The sequence below is a fragment of the Streptomyces sp. NPDC007917 genome (genome assembly GCF_042959105.1).
Taxonomy (GTDB): domain Bacteria; phylum Actinomycetota; class Actinomycetes; order Streptomycetales; family Streptomycetaceae; genus Streptomyces.
The window spans coordinates 89,047-114,455 of the sequence record NZ_JBIBKK010000005.1 but is presented as its reverse complement, the minus strand read 5'-3'; the positions used below and the strand labels follow the sequence as shown (position 1 = coordinate 114,455).

The following is a 25,409-nucleotide window of genomic DNA, read 5'->3' as shown; positions in this document are numbered from 1 at the left end:
ACCCACCTCATACGAGGGCGGTGGCCTCCTCCAGGGACAGGCCGCCGCCCTCGGTGTACGCGCGCTCGTACGCCGCGTCGCCCAGCAGGTCCCGCGCCGCGGCCCGAGTCGTCTCGCGGTTGGTGATCTCCATGCTCGTGACGAGGTAGCCGGCCGGCCGCAGCGCGTCATAGGCGCCGAGCAGCCGCGCCGCGGTCTCTGCGTGCGCCGCGCCGCCCAGCGCGGCCAGCGCCCGGGCGCCGGTCAGGATGTTGACGGCCTGCATCTGCGGCGCGATCATCCGGGCCAGCGGATCGGCGCCCCTGGCCAGGGCTCCCCGCAGCGTGGTCAGGGCGTCCTGGGGCCGTCCCTCCAGCAGCTCCAGCCAGCCGATCATCCCCTTCACCAGCCCCTGGAAGAGGTCCAGCGCGCGCTGGTCGAACACCTCCATCACCTGCTCCAGGAGGACCCGCGCCTCCTGGGTGGCTCCCTTGTTGCCGCACCGCATGGCGAGGTGCAGCCGGGCGTACGCCAGCGCCTCGGAGTCCATGTGCTGCCCCTGCCGCACCACCTCGCGCAGGATCCGCTCGCCCTCGGCGGCCTCGGCCGCCGACCCGCTCTCGACCATGACCCCGGCCAGCCGGGCCCGCAGCAGCGACACCTGCGACAGGGCGCCCAGCCGCTCGGCGCAGCCGATCGCCGCGCGGTAGTCGGCGGCGGCCGCCTCGCTCTCGCCACGCTGCTCCAGCAGCTCGCCGCGGCCGGACAGGGCCTCGGCCACGCCCCACGCGTCCCCGAGCCGGGTGAAGATCTCCAGGCTCTCGTCGGCGTCCCGCCGCGCCTCGTCGGTCGCCTCCACCCGGTCGCTGAGGAGCTTGGCGCGCAGCTGCAGGATCAACGCGGTCTCCCACTCGTAGCCGAGCTTCCGACAGCTGCGCACCCCCTCTTCGACGATCTCCCGCAACAGCGCGAAGTCGCCCGTGAGCAGCACGGCGTAGAACCACATGAAGCCCGGTACGCGGCAGTTCTGCGGCAGCCCGGGGCGGTAGGCGGAGATGATCCCCTGCAGCTCGCGCTGCGCCTCCGCGCCGCCCACCTTCCGCATGTCGCCTTCGATGTTGGCCAGCCCGACCAGCCGCACCCCGCGCCGTGCCTCCTCCAGCAGATCGGGCGGCATGGGCGGCGGCCGGTCCGTGGAGGCCGAGAACAGCGGGGGCACCGGGGCCACGGGCGGCGCGAAGGGGTTGGGGCCGAGCGCCGCGGCGGCGGCCGACCACTGGCGCGCATCGCCGCGGTGGCCGCGCAGCTGCCAGAACCAGCTGAGCGAGAGCACCAGGCACAGCGCCTCGTGCTCGTCGCGCGCGGCGACGGCGCGGCGCAGCGCGGCCCGCAGATTGTCGTGCTCCACCTCCAGCCGGTCCAGCCATACGCGCTGCTCCCGGCCGCGCAGCAGGGGGTCGGCGGTGCGGGCCAGCTCCCGGTAGGCGACCAGGTGGCGCCGCTCGACCGCCGGGCGCTCCCCGGCCTGTTCCAGCCGCTGCGCGGCGTACTCGGCGACGGTCTCCAGCAGCCGGTAGCGCATCCCGCCCGCCGCGTCGGGGGCGGCGACGACCAGGGACTTGTCGACGAGCGAGCCGAGCAGGCCGGTGACGTCGAGGGGGTCGACCGCGCCGGGGCGCCCGGCCGCGCCGGTCCCGCCAGCCCCGTTGTCTCCGACGGCCCCGTGGTCTCCGTCGTCTCCGTTGCCCCCGTCGGCCGGGTCCCCGCACACCGCCTCGGCTGCGGCCAGGTCACAGCCGCCCGCGAAGACCGACAGCCGGCGCAGCACGGTGCGCTCCCGCTCGTCGAGCAGGTCCCAGGACCAGTCGACGACCGCGCGCAGCGTCTGCTGGCGGGGCAGCACGGTGCGGCTGCCGCTGGTCAGCAGGCGGAAGCGGTCGTCGAGCCGGTCGGCGAGCTGACGCGGGGTGAGCAGCCGCAGCCGCGCCGCGGCCAGCTCGATGGCCAGCGGCAGGCCGTCGAGCCTGCGGCAGATCTCGGCGCAGGCCGCCGGGTCGTCCTCCACCCGGAAGCCTGGCCGGGCCGCCGCGCCCCGGTCCTGGAGCAGCCGCAGCGCGACGGGGTCCGGCAGCGGATCGACGGGGCGCACCAGCTCGCCCGGGACGGCCAGCGGTTCCCGGCTGGTGGCCAGGACGGTGACGCCGGGGCAGCGGGTGAGCAGGGTCTCGGCGAGCCGGGCCGCGGCGTCGACGAGGTGTTCGCAGTTGTCGAGGACGATCAGCATGCGGCGCGGCGCACAGTGCTCCACGAGCCGCGTCAGCGGGTCGAACGTGGTGGGGTCGGTCGCGGCCCGCAGCCCTTCCGCGGCGGTGCCGCGGATGACGGTCTGGCGCGCGCCGAGCGCGGTGAGCACCGTCTCCGGCACGGTCCCCGGGTCGTCCACGGGCGCCAGCTCGGCCAGCCAGACGCCGTCCGGCCAGAGGTCCACCACCGACTCGGCGACCTCCTGCGACAGCCGCGTCTTCCCGGCCCCACCGGGCCCGAGGAGGGTGATGAGCCGGTGCTGCCCGGCCAGGTCGGCGCGCAGCACACCGAGGTCCGCCTCCCGGCCGACGAAGCTGGTCAGCCGGGTCTGCAGAGTGCCGCCCCGCACCCCGGGCCGCGCACCGGACGGGCGGGGCGGTGCGCCGCCTCCGCCCGGCGCCACGAGTGCGGCAGATGCCGGGGATACGGCGGATGCGCCGGATACGGCGGGCGCACCGGGCGGCCCCGCGGACGCCGCGGGCGCGCCGGGCACCACGGAAACCCCAAGCGCGCCAGGCGCGCCGGGCCCCGCGGGCGGCCGGGCCGTCGCCGGTCCGGGGGGACCCGGCGGCGTCGGGTCCAGCAGTTCGGCGTGGAGCGCGCGCAGGGCGGGGCCGGGGTCCGCGCCGAGCCGGTCGGCGATCTCGGCGCGGATCGCCTCGTACGCGGTCAGCGCCTCCGCCGGGCGGCCCGCGTCGCGCAGGGCGCGGATCCGCAGGGCGTGCAGGGGCTCGTCGAGGGGATGGGCGGCGCACACCTCGGCGAGCCGCGGCAGGGCCTGCTCGGCCCGGCCGAGGGCGAGGTCGGCCGCGATCCGCAAGCGGCGGGCGTCCAGGCGTCGGGCCTCGGCCCGGGCCGCCGCCGAGCCGCCGCCGGGCAGGTCGGCGAGGGCCGGGCCGCGCCACAGGGCGAGGGCGTCGTCGAGGACGGCCGCGGCCTTGGCCGGGTCGCCCTCGTCCAGGGCCCTGGCCCCCTCGTCCACGAGGCGTTCGAAGCGGTGCAGATCGACGTCGTCGCGGTCGGCGCACAGCCGGTAGCCGCCGGGGACCGAGCCCACCGCGTCCTTGCCGAGGGCCCTGCGGAGCCGGCCGACGAGGGCCTGCAGCGCGCCGTTCCCGTCGGCGGGCGGATCGGCGTCCCAGACGTCCTCGATCAGCGCGCCGGTGGTGTGCGCCCGGCCGGGGTGGAGCGCCAGTACGGTCAGCAGCGCGCGCAGACGGGTGCCCCCGAGCGCGAGGGGGGTGCCGTCGTCGCGTCGGGCCTGGGTGGTGCCGAGTATGGCGTAGCGCACCGCCCTATTGTCATGCACGGCGGCGGCTGGTCCGCTCAGCTGTTCGCCCCTAGCATCGGCCCGGAACTCCCGGCACCCCGCTCGACGTTTCCCGATCACCGCCCCGCCCCGCACCGCACCGCACCGCGCCCCCGACCGCACCGCCCCACGGAGAGACATCACGCATGGCCACCGCAGTCAGCCGCCGCAATCGGCAGATCAGCCCCGTGTTCCTCGGCCTGGTCGCGATCATGGGCGTGTCCGGATGGGCGGTGTGGACGGACTTCTCGGCGAGCCCCGGCTTCGCGGTCTTCCTCTTCGTGGTCTCCGGCTGGATCGTGTCGCTGTGCCTGCACGAGTACGCCCATGCGCGCACCGCGCTGCACGGCGGTGACATCTCGATCGGGGCGAAGGGCTATCTGACCCTCAACCCGCTGAAGTACACGCATGTGGCGCTGAGCATCGTGCTGCCCGTGCTCTTCGTGATCATGGGCGGGATCGGCCTCCCCGGCGGGGCGGTGTTCATCAAGCGGCACCGCATCCGCGGCCGCTGGAAGCACAGCCTGATCTCGGCCGCCGGGCCGCTGACGAATGTCGCGTTCGCCATCGTGCTGACCGCGCTGTTCTGGCTCGGGGTGGACGGCGTGCCCGAGGTGTTCCGCTACGCGCTGGCGTTCCTGGCGATGCTGCAGGTCACCGCGGCCATCTTGAACTTCCTCCCGGTCCCGGGGCTCGACGGGTACGGGGTGATCGAGCCGTGGCTGTCGTACCGCGTACGGCGGCAGGTGGAGCCGTACGCGCCGTTCGGCCTGATCGCGGTGTTCGGTGTGCTGTGGATACCGGAGGTCAACGAGGTCTTCTTCGACGCCATCGACGCGGTGATGCGGGCCCTGGGCGTCTCGGCGTGGGAGACGAGCTGGGGCCAGGAGTTCTTCCGGTTCTGGAAGGGCGAGCCCCAGCTGTACTAGAGCTGTATCAGACCGAGGCCTCCCGGGCGCCCTCCCCGGCGGCGGCCCGGTCCATCTTGTCCTTGCGCAGGTAGTACCAGGTCATGTTGGACGAGATGCCCGCGAGCAGGATCCACACGACGCCGATCCAGCTGCCCTGCGAGAAAGACACGACCGCCGCGACGACGGCGAGGACGCAGACGGCGAGGGCGTAGAGGGCCAGTCGGGGCATGGGGTCGGCTCCTGTCCGGGGATGTGTCAGTCCCGGACATTGTCCCCCATGCCCCGTTCCCCGGGTCCGCGGCCCCGGCCCGCGGCCCCGGTCGGACGTCGGTCAGTCGCCGGTCAGACGTCCGTGATCCGCAGGCCCGCGTGCGCCTTGTAGCGGCGGTTCGCCGAGATCAGGTTGGCGACCAGCGATTCGACCTGGTGGGCGTTGCGCAGCCGCCCCGCGAACACGCCCCGCATCCCAGGGATCCGGCCCGCCAGCGCCTGCACCAGGTCCGTGTCGGCGCGGCTCTCGCCCAGCACCATCACATCCGTGTCGATCCGCTCGACCTCCGGGTCCTGCAGCAGCACCGCCGACAGATGGTGGAAGGCGGCGGTCACCCGCGAGTCGGGCAGCAGGGCGGCGGCCTGCTCGGCGGCGCTGCCCTCCTCGGGCTTGAGCGCGTAGGCGCCCTTCTTGTCGAAGCCGAGCGGGTTCACACAGTCGACGACGAGCTTGCCGCTCAGCTCCTCGCGCAGCGCCTCCAGGAGCTGAGCATGGCCCTCCCACGGCACGGCGACGATCACGATGTCGCTGCGCCGCGCGCACTCGGCGTTCTCCGCGCCCTCGATGCCGTACTCCGCGCCGCCCAGCTCCTCGGCCGCGGTGCGCGCCCGCTCCGCGGCCCGGGAGCCGATGATCACCTTCTGGCCCACCCGGGCCAGCCGGTACGCCAGGCCGCGCCCCTGGTCGCCGGTGCCGCCGAGCACTCCGACGACCAGGTCGGACACATCGGGCAGGTCCCAGGGGTCCTTGGCCGGGGCCTTCTTCGCGGGAGTCGCGTCATCAGCAGTAGTCATAACTGCGATATTGACACGTCCGGCGATACGGACACGCCCCGGTCAGGCCTTGACGCTGCCCTCCGTGAGCCCGGTGCGCCAGTACCGCTGCAGAACCCCCATCAGGACCATCAGCGGCAGTACGGACAGGAAGGCGCCGCCGACCGTGTACTGGTAGAGCTCGGGCTGCCGGTCCGCGTACCCCTGCCAGGAGGTGAGCCCCAGCTGGATCGGATACAGATCGGAGTCCGAGAGCATCACCAGCGGCAGGAGGAAGTTGTTCCAGATGTGCACGAACTGGAACAGGAAGACGGTCACCAGAGCCGGGGTCATCAGCCGGAGCCCGAGCGTGGAGAAGATCCGCACCTCGCCCGCGCCGTCAATCCGCGCCGCCTCCAGCAGCGAGTCGGGCACGGCGGCGGCCGCGTAGATCCGGCACAGATAGACCCCGAAGGGGCTGACCACGCTGGGCAGCAGCACCGCCGCGTAGGTGTTGGCGAACCCCATCTCGCTGAACAGGAGATACAGCGGGAGGGCGAGCGCGGTGCCCGGGATGAGCACCCCGGCGAGGATGACGTTGAAGACGCCCTCCCGCCCGGGGAAGGGGAACTTGGCCAGGGCATAGCCGGCGGCGGCCGACAGCAGGGTGGCGGCCAGCGCCCCGACGCCCGCGTACAGCAGGCTGTTGGCGAACCAGCGGACGTAGATGCCGTCGTCGTAGGTCAGCACCCGGTGCAGATAGTCGATGGGGTGCGGATCGTGGAACCAGAAGCCGAAGGTGCCGAAGAGGTCGCTGCTGGACTTGGTCGACGACACCACGAGCCAGTAGACCGGGACCAGGAAGTAGACGGCCGCGACGGCGAGCAGCGAGAAGGTGATGATGCGGTAGCGCAGCGGCGGCTGCCGGCCGTCCCGGCGGCCGGGACGGCGCGGCTCGCTCTTCCCGGTGCCCGGCGCCGGGGTGCCGTCCGCCGGGATCTGCTGGGTGACCTGGGTGCTCACCTGCTCGTCCCGCCCTTCCCCTTGGAGCCTTTGGGCTCTCGCTGTCCCACGAGCCTGAGGAAGCCGAAGGACAGCACACAGGCGACGAGCGCGAGCAGCACCGCCTCGGCCGCCGCGATGTGCTGGTTGTTGCTGGTGAACGCCTCGTTGTAGGCGGCAAGGTTGGGTGTGTAGCCGGAGTCGATGGAGTTGCTGAGCGGTTTGAGCACCTTGGGTTCGGAGAACAGCTGGAGGGTGCCGATGATGCTGAAGACGGTGGTCAGCACGAGCGCGGGCCGGATCAGCGGCAGCTTGATGTGCCAGGCGATCTGCCAGGCCCTGGCCCCGTCGATGCGCGCCGCCTCGTACAGCTCCCCGGGCACGGCCTTCAGCTGGGCGATCAGCACCAGCATGTTGTAGCCGGTGAACTGCCAGGTGACGATGTTGGCGATGGACCACAGCACGGTGCCCCGGGACAGGAAGTCCACGTCCCAGCCGGCGGAGTGGGCCATCTCCACCAGCGGGCTGATGCCCGGTACGTACAGGAAGCCCCACAGGATCGAGGCGATGACGCCGGGCACCCCGTACGGCAGGAAGAAGGCCGTCCGGAAGAAGCCGACCCAGCGGGCGGAGGCCGCCTCGAGCAGCAGCGCGAGCCCGGTGGCCAGCACGATCATCACCGGGATCTGGACGGCGCCGAACAGCAGCACCCGGCCGAATCCGGCGGTGAAGCGGTCGTCCTCCAGCGCGTGCGTGTAGTTGGCCAGGCCCGACCAGACCTCTTTGGTCTCGCCGCCGAGGCCGAGCGTGCCGGTGCGCTCGACCTTCAGCAGGCTCTCGTACAGGGCGTATCCGATGGGCGCGACGAAGCACAGCAGGAACAGCGCGAGGAAGGGCAGCAGAAATCCGGCCGCCGCCCGTGCGCTGCGGGCCTCGGTGCGGGTGGGGCGTCTCACCCGGCCTTCACCTGCAGTCCCTTTTCCTTGAGGTCGGTGATCGTCTCGCTCTGCACCTTCTTCAGCACGGACCGGAAGGAACCGCCGTCGCCGAGGGCCGCGGTGAAGGCGTCGCCGAGCCGCTGGTAGAGAGTGTCGGTGGCCGGGCCCCACCGCCAACTGGTGTCCACGCCCTTGCTCGCGGCGTCGAACACCTTGCTGTACTCCTGGCCGCCGAAGAAGTCCTTGTGCACATCCAGCTGGGAGGTGGCGTAGCCCTGCTTGGCGGCGGGGGTGCCGTAGCCGTTGTCGATGAGGAGCTTGATCGACTCGGGGTCGGTGTTGAGCCAGACCGCGAACTTCACCGCGTCCTCGGGATACTTGCTCTTGGCGAAGACCGCGGTGGTGGAGCCGCCCCAGTTGGCGAACGCCCCGTCGCCCTTCTTCCACTGCGGCATGGCCACGACCCGCCACTTCCCGCTGGTCTTGGGGGCGTTGCCGACCAGCAGCGCATCGCCCCAGCTGGCGCCGAGCCAAGAAGCCATCGCGCCGGTCTGGACGTCCTTGTACCAGGCGTTCTGCCGGTCCGGGATGGTCTTGATCAGCTTCTGCTTGACCAGCGCCTCCCAGTAGTCGGCGACCTTGCGGGTGGGCTCGTCGTCGATGGACACGAGCCAGGTGTCGCCCTCGGAGCCGAACCAGCGCGCCCCGGCCTGCCAGGCCAGGCCCGCGAAGCGGTTTCCGTTGGTCGCCGAGAAGGTCTCGATCCACGCGCCCTTCTTGCGGATCGCCTTGGCCGCCGCCTCGTACTCGTCCCAGGTGGTGGGCGGCTCGATGCCCCACGTGTCGAACAGGTCCTGACGGATGAACAGGCCCATGGGGCCGGACGCCTGCGGTACGGCGTAGACGGCCTTGCCGAACACCGACTGCTGCCACTGCCAGCCGACGAACTTGTTCCTGTACTGGTCGATCCCGTACTTGGTGAGGTCCAGCAGTCCGTTGTCGATGAGGAAGCTGGGGACGACCGGATACTCGATCTGGCCGAGGTCCGGCGGGTTGCCCGCCTTGATCGCGGCGTGCATCTTCGCGTACTGCGCGCCGTCCACGGCCGAGACCTTCTCGACCTCGACCTGCACCTCGGGGTTCTTCCTGTTCCACAGGTCGACGGGCTTGTCGATGCCCGGCACCCAGGACCAGAAGGTGAGCTTGATCTTCTCGCCCTTCTTGCGGGCCTTGGGCTCGTCGTCCCCGTCGTCCGAGCCACAGCCCGCGAGGGCGAACCCGGCCGCCACGGCGGCCGCGCCGCCCAGGACGGCGCGCCGCCCGGGGGCCTGCAGGGGCCCGTGAGAACTGTGGTGGTGCGTCTCGCTCATACCAGCTCCTTCACCGGAATGCGCCGGAAGGTGATCGTCGAGTAGGCGCTGAAGTCGCCGGTCTCGTACAGCAGTCCGACGGTCCCTTCATCGATCCTGACCAGGTCGGAGTAGGCGGCCGGCAGCCCGTCGACAATGTGCGCGGGCCGCCAGGTGACCCCGCCGTCGCGGCTGGTCCGCACGGTCATCAGGGCCCGGTAGCCGGGGTCGGCGGGCCCGGAGAACAGCAGTACGTCCGGGGCGCCGAGGTGCAGCACACTGCCCTCGACCACCGGCGCGACCAGCCCGGCCTGCGGCCTGAAGGGCGTGTCGAGGGTCGCGCCGCCGTCGGACGAGTGGGCGTCGGCGCGGTTGCCGGGCGCGTTCGCGTCGCTGCGGGTGTTGAAGTAGACGCGGCCGTCGGGGAGTTCGGCCGCGCTGGTCTCGTTGGCGTTGATGTATCCGTCGGGGTTGTCCTCGACGTATCCGATCCGCCAGGTGGCGCCGTCGTCGTCGCTGAGCAGATCGTGTCCGCCGTCGTACTTCCCCTCGGCCCCGGTGTCCCCGGCGGCGGTCGGGGGCGTCGAGTGGTTGCCGGGGACGACGAGCCGGCCCGCCCAGGGGCCGTGCCGTAACCGCAGGGCGTGGCCGGGCGTGGTGGCGTACCAGCGCCACTCCGGCCGCTTCGCCTCGCCGGTGATCTCCCGGGCCGCGCTCCAGCTCTCCCCGTCGTCGTCGCTGTACGTCACCCACACCCGCCGGCCGTCGGCGGCGGACACCTCGCCGCGCCGGATCAGGGTCTCGGTGGCGCTGGCGGCGCTGGTCACATGGACCAGGACGACGCGGCCGCCGGCGGTGACCACGGGCGCCGGATTCCCGGCCGTACCGCCGCCGTTCTGTGCGACGACGCGTAAGGGCCCCCAGGTGCGCCCGCCGTCGGCCGAACGCCTGAGGACGAGGTCGATGTCCCCGTGGTCGGCGGAGGACCCCACCCGCCCCTCGGCGAACGCCAGCAGCGCCCCGGAGGCCGTCGCCACCACCGCCGGAATGCGGTAGCTCGCATACCCCCCGGCCCCCGCCCGGAACGGCACGGAGACCTCGTACGCGCACGCTGCCACACCGCTTGCCATCCGACCCCTCTTCCCGCTCAGTCTCGGGGCGCTTCTACGCGCGGGCTTCCCTCGTCACTGCTCACTCCTCCGTCGCTGCGCGGCTCCTCAGTCCAGCCCGCGCAGCGCCCCGAGACACGCTCGTTCCGTCCGATGCCCCGTTGCAATCGAGTGCCGCCGCCAAAATCACCGGACGTAGGACGTCCCTTGTGTGCGGCGACCTTAGGGTTCGTCTCACAGAGCGTCAAGGGACGGCACATGAACACTTCACGGCGGATCCGTCGAAGGATGCAGGGAGCCGCCACGGATCTCGTCCGCCGGGCCGAGGTTCCGTCAGACAGCGGCTCATAGCGTGAGGTTGTTCGCCCGCCCCAAGACCAAGGACCGCGCACCACGATGACCAAAGCCCTCAAGCAGCTCCTCGAAGGGAGCGTCACCCTCGTCGCCGGGCTGGCGCTGTGGCTGTTCACCGGGGACGTCGAGCTCCCCGTCGTGACCCTCACCAAAATCGGGGTCGTGATGATGTTCTGGGGCGGCGCACAGCTGCTCTACGGCTCCTACTTGAGCCTGGCCGGACAACGCTCAAAGGGGTGAGGCCCTGCCGATACGCCCGCGCCGCCCCGCGCGCCACGGCAGGATCCCGGTGCCATGAACGCCGTACGGGTCGCGCTGCTGCGCGATGTGCTCGCCGGGACCGAATGGCTGCGGACCACCCGCCGGTTCGCGGGGTCCCTGCGGGCCTCGGTCGGGCCGCGCGGGGGCGGGCTGCTGCTGGTCGGCAGCGAGGAGTACGAGCCCTGGCACCTGGCCGCGCACCTCGACGACGAGGCCGCCTGGTCCGGTCTGCCCGAGCTGTCCCCCACCCTCGTACGCCACCGGGTCCCGGACGGCGCGGTCCCCGCGCATCTGGCCATCGGCCTGGCCCGGCTGGAGCGCGCCCGGCGCGGCGAGACGCTGCTCGTGGTCGCGCCGGACGACCCGGGGGCCGGGCTGCTGGAGCGGGTGCACGACGCGCGCCGGAGCGGGGCCACCGTGCTCGCCCTCGACGGCGGCCACGCCGAGCTGCACGCCCTGGCGCATGACGCGCTGGCCGCCCCGGCCGACGCGGGCCTCGATCTGGACACCCTCCAGCACCTGGTCAGCGCGGCCGCCGGGGAGAACGGCCTGCCCGCCCCGCGCGGCCGTCACCGCTTCCGCGACCGCCTCGCCCGGCTGGCCGAACAGCTGACGGCCCCGCCGCCGGCGCCCTGGTGATCACCGGCCTTGGCGCGAATAAATCGTTTGTCGGCCGTGCGGGCGGCACTTGAGCATGTCCCCTTGTGACGGACGATCCGCATCCCCCGCCGCCGGGGGCGCGTTGGCGCGCCCTGCTGCCCGATCTCGCGCCCTGGCGCTCCTCCCGCGACTTCCGCCTGCTGTGGACCGCGGGCCTGGTGACCTCCTTCGGCACCTTTCTGACCATGGTCGCGCTACCGCTGCAGATCAAGGAGTTGACGGGGTCGACCCTCGCCGTCGGCGCGATCGGCGCGGTCGAGCTGGTGCCGCTCGTCGTCTTCGGCCTGTACGGCGGGGCGCTCGCCGACGCCGTCGACCGCCGGAAGCTGATCCTGCTCACCGAGGCGGGGCTTGGCCTGCTGTCCGCGCTGCTGCTGGCCAACAGCCTGCTGCCCGACCCCATGCTGTGGCCGCTGTATGTCGTGGCCGCCCTGACCAGCGCGCTCACCGGGCTGCAGCGCCCGGCGATCGACGCGGTCACGGCCCGTATCGTCCCGCACGACCAGCTGACCGCGGCCGCCGCGCTGAGCTCGATGCGCTGGCAGCTGTCCGCCGTCGCGGGCCCCTCGCTCGCGGGCGTGGTCGTCGCGTACGCCGGGCTGCCGTTCGCCTACGGCCTGGACCTGCTGACCTTCGCCGTCTCCGTCCTCCTCGGGCTCGGCCTCACCCCGGCGGCGCCCGCCCACGACGCGGAGAAGCCGTCGCTGCGCGCGATCGCGGAAGGCGCGCGCTACGCCTGGCGGCGCAAGGAGCTGCTGGGCACGTACGCGGTGGACATGGCGGCCATGCTGTTCGCGTTCCCGAACGCGATCTTCCCCTTCCTCGCCGACGAACTGGACGCGCCCTGGTCGCTCGGCCTGATGTACGCGGCCGGGTCGGTCGGCTCCATCGTGGTGAGCGTGACCAGCGGCTGGGCCTCACGGGTGCACCGGCACGGCCGGATGGTCGTGCTGAGCGCGGCGCTGTGGGGCGCGGCGATGGCCGTGGCGGGATGGCTGCCGAACGTCTGGCTGGTGCTGCTGTGCCTGACCGTGGCGGGCGGGGCCGACATGGTCAGCGGGCTGTTCCGCTCGACGATGTGGAACCAGACGATCCCCGACGAGCTGCGGGGCCGGCTGGCGGGCATCGAGCTGCTGTCGTACTCGACGGGCCCGCAGCTGGGCCAGGTCCGGGCCGGCGGCACGGCCGGGCTGGTGGGCGTGCGGGCCTCGGTGTGGACCGGCGGTCTCGCGTGCGTCGCGTCCATCGGACTGCTGGCGCTGGCCCTCCCGAGGCTCATGGCGTACGACGCGCGGACGGACGAGCACGCGCGCCGCGTCCGCGAGCGCCGCGAGACACCGGCCCCGACGGCGGCGTAGGCCGCGGCGCCGGAAGCGCCCCCGGGGCGCGGCCCCGTAGGCCCGGGGCGCGGGTCAGCCGCCGTCCCCCGTGCCCTCGCCGCGCGTGGGATCGTCGCGCCACCGCGGGTCGGTCTCCCACTCCGCGTTCCGCTCCGCGGTCAGCTCCACCGCGTGTTCGGCCTCGGTGCGGCTCGGGTAGGGCCCCAGCCGGTCGGCGGCCCGGCATTCCGGGCCCTCCTCGACCTTCTGGTGCTTGATGCAGTAGTACCACTCGCCCGGCTTCCCCGCGGCCCGCTTCCCGAACAGCGCCATCGCGGCCCTCCCGCCCTTGTCTCTCCCTGTTTCCCGCCATGCTGCCCGATGCGCCGCCGATACACTCGCTGACATGTCTGGCCAGTCGCTTCTTGCCCCGGGAAAGCTCTCCCCCACCCGCCCCGTCCCCGCCGCGATCCCCCGACCCGAGTACGTCGGCAAAGAGGGCCCGACGCCGTACACGGGGTCCGAGGTCCAGGACGCCGAAACGATCGAGCGGATGCGGATCGCGGGCGGGATCGCCGCGCGGGCGATGGCGGAGGCCGCGAGCCGGATCGCGCCGGGGGTCACCACGGACGAGCTGGACCGGGTGGCGCACGAGTATCTGTGCGACCACGGCGCGTACCCCTCGACGCTGGGCTACCGCGGCTTCCCCAAGTCGCTGTGCTCATCCGTCAACGAGGTCATCTGCCACGGCATCCCGGACTCGACCGTGCTGCGCGACGGCGACATCGTGAACCTGGACGTGACCGCGTACATCGGCGGTGTGCACGGCGACACCAACGCCACCTATCTGTGCGGCGAGGTGGACGACGAGTCGCGGCTGCTGGTGGAGCGCACCCGGGAGTCCCTCAACCGCGCGATCAAGGCGGTCAAGCCGGGCCGCCGCATCAACATCATCGGCCGCGTCATCGAGTCGTACGCCAAGCGCTTCGGCTACGGCGTGGTCCGCGACTTCACCGGCCACGGCATCAACTCGTCCTTCCACTCCGGCCTGATCGTCCCGCACTACGACAGCCCGCACCACACCACCGAGATCAAGCCGGGCATGACGTTCACGATCGAGCCGATGCTGACGCTGGGCACCTACGAGTACGACATGTGGGAGGACGGCTGGACGGTCGTCACCAAGGACCGGAAGCGGACGGCCCAGTTCGAACACACGCTCGTGGTGACCGACACGGGCGCGGAGGTTCTGACCCTGCCATAGGGGCGTATTACTCATTTTTTACTCTCAGCTTACGGTTTCTTGGGGCTGAGCTGGAGCCGGGTAGGTAAGCCTCAGTTAAGTTAGGGCGGCCTATCCGGCCCCTGTCTCGACATGCCGCCATGTGGCATGCTGCCCGATCTCGACTGGAGTCCGTTTTATGAGAGCCGCCCGCTCTTCCGCCGTCACCGCCGTCGCGGCCGTGGCTTCGCTGGCCGCCGTGTCCGGCTGCGCCGAGAAGTCCGACGCCAAGGGCTCCGACGCGATCCGGATCACGGCGTCCGACGACAAGTGCGAGGTCTCCAAGACCACGTTCCCGGCCGGGCACGTCAAGCTCGCGGTGGAGAACAAGGGCTCCAAGGTGACCGAGGTGTACGTCTACGCGCCCGGCGACCGGATCGTCACCGAGCGGGAGAACATCGGCTCCGGCCTCAAGGTCGGCATCACCGCCGAGATCAAGGCGGGCAGCTACGAGATCGCCTGCAAGCCCGGCATGAAGGGCCACGGCATCCGGCAGAAGGTGACCGTGACCGGCGGCAAGGTCGCCAAGCGGAACCCGAAGCTGGACAAGGCGGTGGCCGACTACCGCGCCTACGCCCAGGCCCAGGCCGACGAGACGCTGCCCAAGGCGCAGGCCTTCGCGGACGCGATCAAGAAGGGCGACCTGGAGGCCGCCAAGAAGGCGTACGCGCCCTCGCGCGTCGGCTGGGAGCGCACCGAGCCGGTCGCCGAGTCCTTCGGCGACATCGACCCGAAGGTCGACCTCCGCGAGGACGGCCTGGACAAGGGCCAGAAGTGGACCGGCTGGCACCGGCTCGAGAAGTCCCTGTGGAAGGACAAGAAGATCACCGCCGAGGACAAGACCCTCGCCGACCAGCTGATCAAGGACCTCAAGGACTGGCAGAAGCGGGTCGGCACGGCGGACATCACCCCCACCGGCATGGCCAACGGCGCCAAGGAACTCCTCGACGAGGTGCAGACCGGCAAGGTCACCGGCGAGGAGGAGCGCTACAGCCACACCGACCTGGTCGACTTCGAGGGCAATGTCGACGGCGCCGAGAAGTCGTACCAGCTGCTCAAGCCGGTGGCCTCGCAGAACAGCCCGGCCCTGACCAAGGAGCTGGACAAGCAGTTCGCCGCGGTGAAGAAGCTGCTCGACAAGTACCGCGAGGGCGACGGGTTCGTGTCGTACGACACCGTCGGCGAGGCCAAGCGCAAGGAGCTGTCGGACGCGGTCAACGCCCTGGCCGAACCGCTGTCCAAGCTCGCCGCGGCCGTGGCGAAGTAGGGGCGGCGCCGACCATGACCGACCAGTCCGCAGACATCCCTCAGACCGACCAGTCCGAAGACATCCCGCAGACCGACGAGACCGCTGACGAGACCGCCGACGGGACCGCCGCGCGCCGCACCGCCCCCTCGCGCCGCGCGCTGCTCGGCTGGGGCGGCGCCGGGCTCGCGCTGGGCGCCGCCGCGGGCGGGGGCGCCGCGGCCGCCCTCGGCGGCTCCGGCGAGGACGCCCAGCCGGTGGCCGACAGCGGGGCCGCGGTGCCCTTCTACGGCGCGCACCAGGCCGGGATCGCCACCGCCGTGCAGGACCGGCTGCACTTCGCGGCCTTCGACGTCACCACCGACGACCGCGACGAGCTGATCGCGCTCCTGAAGGAGTGGACGAAGGCGGCCGCCCGGATGACGCAGGGCCACGCGGTCGGCGGCGGCGCCGTCGGCGGGCTCGCCGAGGCCCCGCCGGACGACACCGGCGAGGCGCTGGGGCTCAAGCCGTCCCGGCTGACCCTCACCTTCGGCGTCGGGCCGACCCTCTTCAAGGACAAGAAGGGCAAGGACCGCTTCGGCCTCGCCGGGCGCCGCCCGGAGGCCCTGATCGAACTGCCCGCCTTCCCCGGCGACAACCTGGACGCCGCGCGCAGCGGCGGCGACCTGTGCGTCCAGGCCTGCGCGGACGACCCGCAGGTGGCGGTGCACGCGATCCGCAACCTGGCCCGCATCGGCATGGGCAAGGTCGCGATCCGCTGGTCGCAGCTGGGCTTCGGCAAGACGTCCTCGACGACGCCGGACGCCCAGACCCCGCGCAACATGATGGGGTTCAAGGACGGCACCCGGAACATCGCGGGCACCGACTCCGCGGCCCTGGACAAGCACGTGTGGGTGGGGGCCAAGACCGGCCCGGCGTGGATGGTCGGCGGCTCGTACCTGGTCGCCCGCCGCATCCGGATGCACATCGAGACCTGGGACCGCACCTCCCTGAAGGAGCAGGAGGACGTCTTCGGGCGCACCAAGGGCGAGGGCGCGCCCCTCGGCAAGCCGCGCGAGCGCGACGAGCCGAACCTGAAGGCGATGCTGCCCACCGCGCATGTCCGCCTCGCCCACCCGGACTCCAACGGCGGGGTGCGGATCCTGCGCCGCGGCTACTCCTTCACCGACGGCACGGACGGCCTGGGGCGGCTGGACGCGGGGCTGTTCTTCCTCGCGTACCAGCGGGACGTGCGGCAGGGGTTCGTCCCCGTGCAGCAGCGCCTGGCGCGGGGTGACGCGCTCAACGAGTACATCCAGCACGTGGGTTCGGCGCTGTTCGCCGTCCCGCCGGGCGTCCGCGACGCGGACGACTGGTGGGGACGGGCGCTGTTCACCTGAGCGACCCGAGAAGCGAAGAGAAAGGCCAACCCCGTGTTCGGCAACTACCTGGTCGGACTGCGCGAAGGGCTGGAAGCCAGCCTCGTCGTCTGCATCCTCGTCGCCTATCTGGTCAAGACCGACCGCCGTAAGGCGCTGCTGCCGGTCTGGCTGGGCATCGGCGTCGCGGTGACGGTGAGCCTGGGCTTCGGCGCGGCGCTGCAGTTCGGCTCGCAGGAGCTGACCTTCAAGGCGCAGGAGGCGCTGGGCGGCTCGCTGTCGATCGTCGCGGTCTCCCTGGTGACCTGGATGGTCTTCTGGATGCGGCGCACCGCCCGGCACCTGAAGGCCGAGCTGCACGGCAAGCTGGACGCGGCGCTGGCGATGGGCACCGGCGCGCTGGTGGTGACCGCCTTCCTGGCGGTGGGCCGCGAGGGCCTGGAGACCGCGCTCTTCGTCTGGGCGGCGGTGCAGACCAGCAACGACGGGACGTCTCAGCCGCTGATCGGGGTGGTCCTGGGGCTGCTCACCGCGGTGTTGCTCGGCTGGCTGTTCTACCGCGGCGCGCTGAAGATCAACCTGGCGAAGTTCTTCACCTGGACCGGCGGCATGCTGGTCGTCGTGGCGGCGGGCGTGCTCGCGTACGGCTTCCACGACCTGCAGGAGGCGGAATTCGTCCCCGGCCTGCACAGCCTGGCCTTCGACATCAGCGGCACCATCCCGCCGGACTCCTGGTACGGCACCCTCCTCAAGGGCGTCTTCAACTTCCAGCCGGACCCGACCGTTCTGCAGGTCTGCGTGTGGCTGCTGTATCTGGTCCCCACACTCGCCTTCTTCCTGATCCCCGGTAGGGTTGCGCCGTCCAGAGCAGTCCCGAAGGAGCCCAGGTCCGATGACACGCAGGTCACAGCGTCGGCAGTGCGCAGTTCCGACAGCCGCGGCAGCGGCGGCGGTGACGCTGGCGATGACACTGACAGGCTGCATGACGGTGCACGGCGAGCGGGAGAACATCCCGTCCATCGCGAAGGATGAGGCGCCCAAGGCGCTCAAGCGGTTCACTGACGTCTACAACAAGTCCTACCGCGAGCTCGATCCGGAGCTGGCGGGCCAGGTCCAGACCGGCCCGCTGCTCGACATCAGCGCCGCCGACCTGAAGGCGCAGCACGCCGAAAAGCCCGGCGGGAACCCCGGTTACCCGCCGCTGAGGCTGGGCGACGCGCGCTACGTCATACCCAAGCAGGTCGGCTGGCCGAAGTTCTTCGTGGCCGACACCGAGAGCAACCGCGACGACAACCGCTGGCTGCTGGTCTTCACGCGGGCCGGCGCGGGCGAGCCGTGGAAGGCCGCGTATCTGTCGATCCTCAGCCAGGACGAGGTGCCCGACTTCCAACTCGACAAGGACGGCTGGGCGAAGCCCGTGCCGGCCGAGGGGGCCACGCCCAAGCTGGCGACGCGGCCGGACAGGCTCAGCGCCGAGTACACCGACTATCTGATGACGGGCAAGGGCGAGGTCTTCGCGGACGGCCAGTCGACATCGGGGCTGCGGACCGGGCGGAAGAAGTACCTGCGCACCCCCAAGTTCTGGACCGAGTACATCGACACGGCCGCGCAGGGCGCCCGCTACGCCCCGGTGGGGCTGCGCCTGAACGACGGCGGGGCGCTCGTCTTCTTCACCTCCCACCACCGGCAGAAGCAGACCATGGCCAAGGGCTACCGGCCCAACCCCACCCCGCAGATCAAGGCGCTGATGACCGGCGAGGCGAAGAAGTCGGTGACCTTGACCCGGGTGTCGGAGTCGGCGGTACGGGTCCCGGCGAAGGACGCGGCGGACCCGAAGGTGGTGTTCCTCAACCGGCTGGAGGGCGTGACGGCGGCGAAGGGCGAGTAGGGCACGCGCGGCCGGCCTCGTCACCGGCGTACGGCCGCGTCACCGTACGGACGGTCGGCCTGCCCGTCCCGGTACGGGCCCCGTCACCGTACGGGCCCCGTCACCGTCCTATCGGCCAGGCGTGCGACTCGTGCTCGTGCCCCTCGTCCGCGAACCGGGCGCACGCGTCGGTCAGCGACTCCAGCAGCGACAGCGGGTCCGGCAGCGGCCGCTCCGGCCCGAGCAGCCAGGCCACCCGGCCGTCCCCCGGCAGCCGCGCGGGCGGCAGGAGCACATAGCTGCCCCGGCAGTGCCAGCGCAGCCCGGGGTGCTCGTCCATCGTCTCGGGGTGGCAGTCCAGCTCGCACGGCCACCACTCGTCCTCGTCCTCCGGCGTGCCGCGGGTGGCCGTGAAGAACAGCATCCGGTCCTGCCCCAACTGGCTCTCGGCGCTGGTGGTGGCGACCGGGCCGACCTCGACACCCGCCTCGCCCAGCCGCTCCAGGGCCAGCCGGCCGGCGGCCACGGGCACGTCGAGCACGTCATGGGCCATGCCGGTGGCGGTGATGAAGTTCGCCTCGGGATCGCCGCGCAGCCACCGCGCGACCTTCTCCGGGTCGGTGGTCGCCTGCGTCTGCCAGGCGAAGGAGACGGGGTGCCGGGCCGGGGTCGGACAGCCGATGCGGTCACAGGAACAGCCATAACCGGAGGGGTGCGCGGCCGGGGCGAGCGGGAACCCGGCGGCGGCAGCGGCCATGAGCAGATCCTCGCGGGCGCCTGCCGCGCCCGCCCCCGTGCCCGTGTCGCCGCCCGCACCGCTCCGCGGTCGGCGCAGCCACTGGGAGAACCTGCCCTTGCGTTCCATCTACCGCCTCGCTTCCCCGCCGGTACCGCCGAATACCGAGCCAACGCTGCCAATGCTGCCACCATCCTGCTCCGGAGGTGGCCGGTGTCCGCATCCGGGGGTCCCAGGACCCCCCTCTGGGTGCGGATATCAGGCATAACCGAACTGGCGCCCCTAGCGTTCCCTTTATGGTCACGAGGTCTCTACTGACTGGTATAGCGGTCCTCACCCTGGCCGTACCGGCCGCTGTGCCGACCACCGCACCGGCCACCGCACGGCCCGCGGCGCCGACCGCGGTTCCGCCCCTCCCGTCCGGGCGGCGCGGCGGGTCCCCGACCGCCGATTCGCTCCCGCCGATCACCTATGTGGCGCACCGCGGCGGCGCCCTGGAAGTCCCCGAGAACAGCATGTCCGGCCTGACCGCCGCCTATGAGCGCGCCGCAGCCCCGGTGCTGGACTTCGACACCAGGATGCTGCGGGACGGCACGCTCGTGGTGATGCACGACGCGACGCTGGACCGTACGACGTACTCGACCGGCCCCGTGAAGTCGCTCACCGCCGCCCAGTGGCGGTCCATACGGCTGCGGCCGCGCCCCGATCTGCCCGGCCTGTGGCTGCCCGAGGCGCCGCCGACCGTCGGCGAGGCGCTGGACCGCTTCGGCGGACGCACGGTGCTGATGGTGGAGGCGAAGGACCCCGACAGCCTGCCCCGCCTGTCCGCGATGATCCACGAGCGCGGCCTGACCCGCTCCGTCTTCGTCAACACCAACCGCCTCCGGGTGGCCCGGCAGGCCCACCGGCTGGGGCTGCTGACGCAGCTGTGGCGCTCGGCGCCGCAGCTGCGCAAGGACCGGCCCCGCGCCTGGCGGGGGTTCGTAAACCTGCTGGACATCGACTACCAGGCGCGGACGAAGGACCTGCGGCGGGCGGTGGGCTCCGGCATACGCCGGGTGTGGGCGCACACGGTGAACACGCCGGCGGCGCGGGACCGGATGCTGCGGCTGGGCTGTGGGGGGATCATCACGGACGCGCCGACGCTGCTGACGCGGACCGCGCACTGATCACCCCTTGAGGATCCCCCGGAGCGCCGTCTCGACCACCGCGTCCGCGTGGGCGTGGGTGAGCGGATGGGTGCGCAGCAGCCAGCGGTGGGTCAGCGGGCCGCACACCAGCTCGACGACGACGTCCGGGTCGACGTCCCGCGCGAGCTGCCCGGCCTCCTGCGCGGCCCGCAGCCGCTCGGCGAGCAGCCGCAGCCCCGGCTCCAGCACCCGGGCGACGAAGTGGGCGCCGAGCTCGGGGTTGACCAGACCCTCGGCGGTCAGCGCGCGGGCGGGCAGGTCGTACGCGGGGGCGTTCATCTGGTCGACGGCCGTCCGCATCACCAGCTTGAGGTCCGCCTCCAGGTCCCCGGTGTCGGGCAGCGCGGGCTCACCGCCCTCGGGCGCCTCCCCCTGGGCGGTGAAGGCGTCCAGCAGCACCGCGGCCTTGGAGGGCCACCAGCGGTAGATCGTCTGCTTGCCGACCCCGGCGCGGGCCGCGATGGCCTCGATGGTGAGCCGGGGGTAGCCGATCTCGCCGATGAGCTCCAGAGCCGCGTCGAGGATCGCCCGGCGTGAGCGTTCGCTGCGGCGGGCGGAGTCGGGCGCTGCTTTGTCGGCCATGGCGGACAACCTATCGACCTCTAAACCATCCATACGGCTCATGCCCCTGGCGGGCGCCGGGGCGCACCATATGTCCAGGACCGCGTACGACGATCCGTACGGGCCTGCATTCCCGTGAGGAGCCATCCTTGTCCTTGCGCACCCCTGAGCGCCGCGCCACCGCGCGCCGCTATCTGATGTGTCCGCCGACCCACTTCCGGGTCACCTACTCCATCAACCCCTGGATGGACCCGGCCAAGCCCGTGGACCTCCCGCTCGCGCTCGCCCAGTGGGAGGACCTGCGCGACCGCTACCGCTCCCTCGGCCACACCGTCGAGGTACTGACCCCCCGCTCCGACCTCCCCGACATGGTGTACGCGGCGAACGGCGCGACCGTCGTCGACGGCCGCGTCCTCGGGGCCCGCTTCGCCCACCCCGAGCGCACCGGCGAGGCGGCGGCCCACCTGGAGTGGTTCCGCTCCCACGGCTACCCGCAGGTGCGAGAGCCCGAGCACGTCAATGAGGGCGAGGGCGACTTCGCCGTCACCGCGTCCTGGCTGCTGGCGGGCCGCGGCTTCCGCAGCAGCCCGCTCTCCCACCCCGAGGCCCAGGAGTTCTTCGGCCGCCCGGTGATCGGTCTGGACCTCGTCGATCCGCGCTACTACCACCTCGACACGGCGCTGTGCGTCCTCGACGACACGACGGACACGGAGATCATGTACTACCCCGGCGCCTTCTCCCCGGGCAGCCGGGCCGTGCTCGCCCGTCTCTTCCCCGACGCGATCATCGCCACGGAAGCGGACGCATCGGCCCTCGGGCTCAACGCCGTCAGCGACGGCCTCCATGTCCTACTCCCCCAGGCGGCGGCCGGACTCTTCCACCCCCTGCGCGAACGGGGCTACGAGCCGATCGCGATGGACCTGAGCGAGCTGCTCAAGGGTGGCGGCAGCGTGAAGTGCTGCACCCAGGAACTACGAGATCCGGGCCGCTAGGCCGGGGCACCCAGGCGTGCTGGGGGCCGACCGCCCCCAGCACGCGGGACAGGGCCGCCCGCCGTCCGGCGGGCGGCCAGGGCGCGGGCGGGTGGGCGGTAGACTCTCGCGGATGCACGCTTCCGCTTCTGAGGGCGCCCGGACGGGTGAGATGTTGCGGGCCGCGTTGGCCGGGCTGCTCGACGGTTTGCCGGCTCGGCAGGCCGCGCAGGCCACGGGGCGGCTGATGGAGAACTACCGGGGGCGGACCCCGACCGACGCGCCCGTGTTGCGCGATCGGGCCGATGTCGTCGCGTATGCCGCGTATCGGATGCCCGCGACGTTCGAGGCCGTGCGCTCCGCGCTGGAGGCCTTCCGGGCGGGGGCGCCGGGGTGGCGGCCGGGTTCGCATGTCGACATCGGCGGTGGTACCGGCGCGGCCACGTGGGCGACCGCCGCGGCCTGGCCGGGCGGGGGGCGCGTCACCACGGTGCTGGACTGGGCCGAGCCGGCGCTCGCGCTCGGGCGGGAGCTGGCGGGCGGCGCGGGCGTCGAGGGGCTGCGGGAGGTGCGCTGGCAGCGTCAGGCCATCGGTGACGGCTTGGTGCTCCCCGAGGGGACCGACCTGGTCACCGTGTCGTATGTGCTCGGCGAGCTCACGGCCGCCGACCGCCGCGCCGTCGTCGACGAGGCGGCCCGGATCGCGGAGGCCGTGGTGCTGATCGAGCCCGGCACCCCGGACGGCTATCTCCGTGTCCGCGAGGCGCGGGAGCGGCTGCTGGCGGCGGGGCTGCGCGTGGTGGCGCCGTGCCCGCACGGCGCCACGTGCCCGATCGAGCCGGGCGCGGACTGGTGCCACTTCGCGGCCCGGGTGAGCCGGTCGTCGCTGCACCGGCAGGTGAAGGGGGGTTCGCTGCCGTACGAGGACGAGAAGTTCGCGTACGTCGCGGCGGCCCGCTTCCCCGCCGCGCCGGCCCCCGCCGAGCCCGCGGACGCCCGTGTGGTGCGCCGCCCGCAGCTCCGCAAGGGCCAGGTGCTGCTCGATCTGTGTGCCCTCGACGGTCTGCGCCGCGAGACCGTCACCAAGCGCCAGGGCCCCCGCTACCGCGCGGCCCGCGACGCCGACTGGGGTGACCTCTGGCCGGGCCCGGAGGAGGGCCCGGCCGGCTGATCGTCCCGCTGTCGGTCACCTGCCCACGTAGGCCGCCAGATGTTCGCCGGTGAGTGTGGCGCGCGCGGCGACGAGGTCCGCGGGGGTGCCCTCGAAGACGATCCGGCCGCCGTCGTGGCCGGCGCCGGGGCCGAGGTCGACGATCCAGTCGGCGTGTGCCATGACCGCCTGGTGGTGTTCGACGACGATCACCGACTTACCGGAGTCGACGAGCCGGTCGAGCAGGCCGAGCAGCTGTTCGACGTCGGCGAGGTGGAGGCCGGCGGTCGGCTCGTCGAGGACGTACACGCCGCCCTTGTCGGCCATGTGGGTGGCCAGCTTGAGCCGCTGCCGCTCGCCGCCGGAGAGCGTGGTGAGCGGCTGGCCGAGGGTGAGGTAGCCGAGTCCGACGTCGGTGAGCCGGCCGAGGACGCGGTGCGCGGCCGGGGTGCGCGCCTCGCCGGCGCCGAAGAACTCCTCGGCTTCCGTCACCGACATCGCCAGCACCTCGCTGATGTCGCGCCCGCCGAGGTGGTATTCGAGCACCGAGGCGTCGAACCGCTTGCCCTCGCAGTCCTCGCAGGTGGTGGCGGTCCCGGCCATCATCCCCAGGTCCGTGTAGACGACGCCGGCGCCGCCGCAGGTGGGGCAGGCGCCCTCGGAGTTGGCGCTGAACAGCGCCGGCTTCACGCCGTTGGCCTGTGCGAACGCCTTGCGGATCGGGTCGAGCAGCCCGGTGTACGTGGCCGGGTTGCTCCGCCGGGAGCCGCGGATCGCGCCCTGGTCGACGGACACCACGCCTTCACCGGCGGCCCCCGACTGTTGACACAGCGAGCCGTGCACGAGGGAGCTCTTGCCGGAGCCCGCCACTCCGGTGACCACACAGAGCACCCCGAGCGGGAGGTCGACGTCGACGCCCTGCAGATTGTGTGTGCTCGCGCCGCGGATCGGAAGCGTGCCGGTGGGCTTGCGCACCGTCTCCTTGAGCGAGGCCCGGTCGTCGAAGTGGCGGCCGGTGATCGTGTCGCCGGCCCGCAGCCCCTCGACGGTGCCCTCGAAGCAGACGGTGCCGCCCGCCGTACCGGCGCCGGGGCCGAGGTCGACGACGTGGTCGGCGATCTCGATCACCTCGGGCTTGTGCTCCACGACGAGCACCGTGTTGCCCTTGTTCCGCAGCCGCAGCAGCAGCCCGTTCATCCGCTGGATGTCATGGGGGTGCAGGCCGGTGGTGGGCTCGTCGAAGACGTAGGTGACATCGGTGAGCGAGGAGCCGAGGTGGCGGATCATCTTGGTGCGCTGTGCCTCGCCGCCCGAGAGCGTGCCCGCCGGCCGGTCGAGCGAGAGATAGCCGAGGCCGATCTCCACGAACGAGTCGAGGGTCTGCTGCAACGCGGTGAGCAGCGGCGCCACCGACGGCTCATCGAGGCCGCGGACCCATTCGGCCAGGTCGCTGATCTGCATCGCGCAGGCGTCGGCGATGCTGATCTTCTTGATCTTCGACGACCGGGCGCCCTCGCTGAGCCGGGTGCCGTCGCACTCGGGGCAGACGGTGAAGGTGACGGCCCGTTCCACGAACTCCCGGATGTGCGGCTGCATCGCCTCCTTGTCCTTGGAGAGCATCGACTTCTGGATCCGCGGGATCAGCCCCTCGTAGGTCATGTTGATCCCCGCGATCTTCATCCTGGTCGGCGAGCGGTGGAGGAAGTCGTGCAGTTCCTTCTCCGTGAACTTCCGGATGGGCTTGTCCGGGTCGAAGAAGCCCGACTCGATGTAGAGCCGGGAGTTCCAGCCGCCCCCCTTGTAGCCGGGGACGGTGATCGCGCCTTCGGCGAGCGACTTGGAGTCGTCGTAGAGCTGGGCGAGGTCGAGGTCGGTGACCGAGCCCCGGCCTTCGCAGCGCACGCACATGCCGCCGGTGCGGGTGAAGGTCGCCTTCACCGCCTTCTTGGCACCGCGCTCGACGGTGATCGCGCCGCTCGCCCGGACCGAGGGGACGTTGAAGGCGTACGCGCTGGGCGGGCCGATGTGCGGCTTTCCGAGCCGGCTGAAGAGGATGCGCAGCATCGCGTTGGCGTCGGTGGCGGTGCCGACCGTGGAGCGGGGGTCGGCGCCCATCCGCTGCTGGTCGACGGTGATCACCGTGGTCAGCCCGTCGAGGACATCGACCTCGGGCCGTGCGAGCGTCGGCATGAAGCCCTGGACGAAGGCGCTGTAGGTCTCGTTGATCAGCCGCTTGGACTCCGCGGCGATCGTGTTGAACACCAGTGAGCTCTTGCCCGAGCCGGAGACGCCGGTGAACACCGTCAGCCGGCGCTTCGGGATCTCGATGCTGACGTCCTTGAGGTTGTTCTCGCGCGCGCCGTGCACACGGATCAGGTCGTGGCTGTCGGCGGCGTGCGGCTCGGGTGACGCCGTGTCCGTCGGCGACTGCGTCCCCGTGGGCGACTGCGTGTCCGTCTTCTTGGCCATGCTCATGGTGTCTCCGTCTGTCTGTTGCGCGGGTGCGCGACCCCGTCCTATTGACGCC

At 72.2% G+C, this 25,409-nt stretch carries 23 protein-coding genes; 12 read left to right on the top strand and 11 right to left on the bottom strand.

What is annotated here, in order from left to right:
* Positions 1 to 7: 7 nt before the first annotated feature.
* Complete coding sequence (locus ACFZDL_RS10905; RefSeq protein WP_353594552.1) at positions 8 to 3,574, bottom strand: BTAD domain-containing putative transcriptional regulator; 3,567 nt, start codon at positions 3,572 to 3,574, stop codon at positions 8 to 10.
* 164 nt (positions 3,575 to 3,738) lie between these two features.
* Between ACFZDL_RS10905 and ACFZDL_RS10900 the strand changes: the two genes are divergently transcribed.
* Positions 3,739 to 4,521: a site-2 protease family protein gene (locus ACFZDL_RS10900; RefSeq protein WP_353594553.1), complete on the top strand. Its 783-nt coding sequence runs from the start codon at positions 3,739 to 3,741 to the stop codon at positions 4,519 to 4,521.
* Between the two features lie 7 nt (positions 4,522 to 4,528).
* Here the strand turns inward: ACFZDL_RS10900 and ACFZDL_RS10895 are convergent, their stop codons facing one another.
* From ACFZDL_RS10895 to ACFZDL_RS10870, 6 genes are all read right to left on the bottom strand, one after another.
* Entirely contained in the window at positions 4,529 to 4,732 is a 204-nt protein-coding gene (locus ACFZDL_RS10895; RefSeq protein ID WP_353594554.1) for a hypothetical protein, read from the bottom strand.
* A gap of 113 nt (positions 4,733 to 4,845) precedes the next feature.
* Entirely contained in the window at positions 4,846 to 5,568 is a 723-nt protein-coding gene (gene npdG, locus ACFZDL_RS10890) for an NADPH-dependent F420 reductase (protein WP_353594555.1), read from the bottom strand.
* 42 nt (positions 5,569 to 5,610) lie between these two features.
* Positions 5,611 to 6,549 (bottom strand): ABC transporter permease subunit, encoded by a 939-nt coding sequence (locus ACFZDL_RS10885; protein WP_391190908.1) that lies wholly within the window; start codon positions 6,547 to 6,549, stop codon positions 5,611 to 5,613.
* Positions 6,546 to 7,484 (bottom strand): sugar ABC transporter permease, encoded by a 939-nt coding sequence (locus tag ACFZDL_RS10880; RefSeq protein ID WP_353594557.1) that lies wholly within the window; start codon positions 7,482 to 7,484, stop codon positions 6,546 to 6,548. The genes ACFZDL_RS10885 and ACFZDL_RS10880 overlap by 4 nt, the downstream gene beginning before the upstream one ends.
* The gene (locus ACFZDL_RS10875; protein ID WP_353594558.1) at positions 7,481 to 8,836 is read right to left on the bottom strand and encodes an extracellular solute-binding protein; all 1,356 of its coding nucleotides are present in this window, start codon (positions 8,834 to 8,836) and stop codon (positions 7,481 to 7,483) included. Before ACFZDL_RS10875 ends, ACFZDL_RS10880 begins: the two co-directional genes overlap by 4 nt.
* Positions 8,833 to 9,945, bottom strand: a complete 1,113-nt coding sequence (locus tag ACFZDL_RS10870) for a sialidase family protein (protein WP_353594559.1) — start codon at positions 9,943 to 9,945, stop codon at positions 8,833 to 8,835. Before ACFZDL_RS10870 ends, ACFZDL_RS10875 begins: the two co-directional genes overlap by 4 nt.
* Before the next feature lie 375 nt (positions 9,946 to 10,320).
* On the opposite strand from ACFZDL_RS10870, the gene ACFZDL_RS10865 reads away from it, so the two are divergent.
* The 3 genes from ACFZDL_RS10865 (at position 10,321) to ACFZDL_RS10855 (ending at position 12,557) form a co-directional block, all read left to right on the top strand.
* Positions 10,321 to 10,518: a DUF5708 family protein gene (locus ACFZDL_RS10865; RefSeq protein ID WP_353594560.1), complete on the top strand. Its 198-nt coding sequence runs from the start codon at positions 10,321 to 10,323 to the stop codon at positions 10,516 to 10,518.
* Positions 10,519 to 10,572: 54 nt separating this feature from the next.
* Complete coding sequence (locus tag ACFZDL_RS10860; protein ID WP_353594561.1) at positions 10,573 to 11,178, top strand: hypothetical protein; 606 nt, start codon at positions 10,573 to 10,575, stop codon at positions 11,176 to 11,178.
* A 65-nt stretch (positions 11,179 to 11,243) separates the two neighbouring features.
* A complete protein-coding gene (locus ACFZDL_RS10855) occupies positions 11,244 to 12,557 on the top strand; it encodes an MFS transporter (RefSeq protein ID WP_353594562.1) in 1,314 nt (437 codons plus the stop codon).
* A gap of 54 nt (positions 12,558 to 12,611) precedes the next feature.
* Here the strand turns inward: ACFZDL_RS10855 and ACFZDL_RS10850 are convergent, their stop codons facing one another.
* Positions 12,612 to 12,851, bottom strand: a complete 240-nt coding sequence (locus ACFZDL_RS10850) for a hypothetical protein (RefSeq protein ID WP_353594564.1) — start codon at positions 12,849 to 12,851, stop codon at positions 12,612 to 12,614.
* Positions 12,852 to 12,924: 73 nt separating this feature from the next.
* On the opposite strand from ACFZDL_RS10850, the gene map reads away from it, so the two are divergent.
* The 5 genes from map to ACFZDL_RS10825 all read left to right on the top strand — a co-directional run bounded on the left by map (position 12,925) and on the right by ACFZDL_RS10825 (position 18,295).
* Positions 12,925 to 13,782, top strand: a complete 858-nt coding sequence (gene map / locus ACFZDL_RS10845; RefSeq protein ID WP_353594565.1) for a type I methionyl aminopeptidase — start codon at positions 12,925 to 12,927, stop codon at positions 13,780 to 13,782.
* 157 nt (positions 13,783 to 13,939) lie between these two features.
* Positions 13,940 to 15,067 carry an iron uptake system protein EfeO gene (gene efeO / locus ACFZDL_RS10840; RefSeq protein ID WP_353594566.1) on the top strand — a complete coding sequence of 376 codons (1,128 nt, stop codon included), beginning with the start codon at positions 13,940 to 13,942 and terminating at the stop codon, positions 15,065 to 15,067.
* A gap of 14 nt (positions 15,068 to 15,081) precedes the next feature.
* Positions 15,082 to 16,428, top strand: a complete 1,347-nt coding sequence (gene efeB, locus ACFZDL_RS10835; protein ID WP_353594567.1) for an iron uptake transporter deferrochelatase/peroxidase subunit — start codon at positions 15,082 to 15,084, stop codon at positions 16,426 to 16,428.
* 33 nt (positions 16,429 to 16,461) lie between these two features.
* Positions 16,462 to 17,439, top strand: coding sequence for an iron uptake transporter permease EfeU (gene efeU, locus ACFZDL_RS10830; RefSeq protein ID WP_353594568.1), 978 nt, complete (start codon positions 16,462 to 16,464; stop codon positions 17,437 to 17,439).
* Complete coding sequence (locus tag ACFZDL_RS10825) at positions 17,390 to 18,295, top strand: hypothetical protein (protein ID WP_353594569.1); 906 nt, start codon at positions 17,390 to 17,392, stop codon at positions 18,293 to 18,295. The genes efeU and ACFZDL_RS10825 overlap by 50 nt, the downstream gene beginning before the upstream one ends.
* 100 nt (positions 18,296 to 18,395) lie before the next feature.
* Here the strand turns inward: ACFZDL_RS10825 and ACFZDL_RS10820 are convergent, their stop codons facing one another.
* A complete protein-coding gene (locus ACFZDL_RS10820; protein WP_353594570.1) occupies positions 18,396 to 19,139 on the bottom strand; it encodes a bifunctional DNA primase/polymerase in 744 nt (247 codons plus the stop codon).
* Positions 19,140 to 19,306: 167 nt separating this feature from the next.
* Between ACFZDL_RS10820 and ACFZDL_RS10815 the strand changes: the two genes are divergently transcribed.
* Positions 19,307 to 20,179 carry a glycerophosphodiester phosphodiesterase gene (locus tag ACFZDL_RS10815; RefSeq protein ID WP_353594571.1) on the top strand — a complete coding sequence of 291 codons (873 nt, stop codon included), beginning with the start codon at positions 19,307 to 19,309 and terminating at the stop codon, positions 20,177 to 20,179.
* Here the strand turns inward: ACFZDL_RS10815 and ACFZDL_RS10810 are convergent, their stop codons facing one another.
* Positions 20,180 to 20,782, bottom strand: coding sequence for a TetR/AcrR family transcriptional regulator (locus ACFZDL_RS10810; protein ID WP_353594572.1), 603 nt, complete (start codon positions 20,780 to 20,782; stop codon positions 20,180 to 20,182).
* Positions 20,783 to 20,916: 134 nt separating this feature from the next.
* On the opposite strand from ACFZDL_RS10810, the gene ddaH reads away from it, so the two are divergent.
* Both ddaH and ACFZDL_RS10800 read left to right on the top strand, forming a co-directional pair.
* The gene (gene ddaH / locus ACFZDL_RS10805) at positions 20,917 to 21,753 is read left to right on the top strand and encodes a dimethylargininase (RefSeq protein ID WP_391191039.1); all 837 of its coding nucleotides are present in this window, start codon (positions 20,917 to 20,919) and stop codon (positions 21,751 to 21,753) included.
* A 112-nt stretch (positions 21,754 to 21,865) separates the two neighbouring features.
* The gene (locus ACFZDL_RS10800; protein WP_353595933.1) at positions 21,866 to 22,903 is read left to right on the top strand and encodes a small ribosomal subunit Rsm22 family protein; all 1,038 of its coding nucleotides are present in this window, start codon (positions 21,866 to 21,868) and stop codon (positions 22,901 to 22,903) included.
* Between the two features lie 15 nt (positions 22,904 to 22,918).
* Here the strand turns inward: ACFZDL_RS10800 and ACFZDL_RS10795 are convergent, their stop codons facing one another.
* Positions 22,919 to 25,351 carry an ATP-binding cassette domain-containing protein gene (locus ACFZDL_RS10795; RefSeq protein WP_391191037.1) on the bottom strand — a complete coding sequence of 811 codons (2,433 nt, stop codon included), beginning with the start codon at positions 25,349 to 25,351 and terminating at the stop codon, positions 22,919 to 22,921.
* Between the last annotated feature and the right edge of the window lie 58 nt (positions 25,352 to 25,409).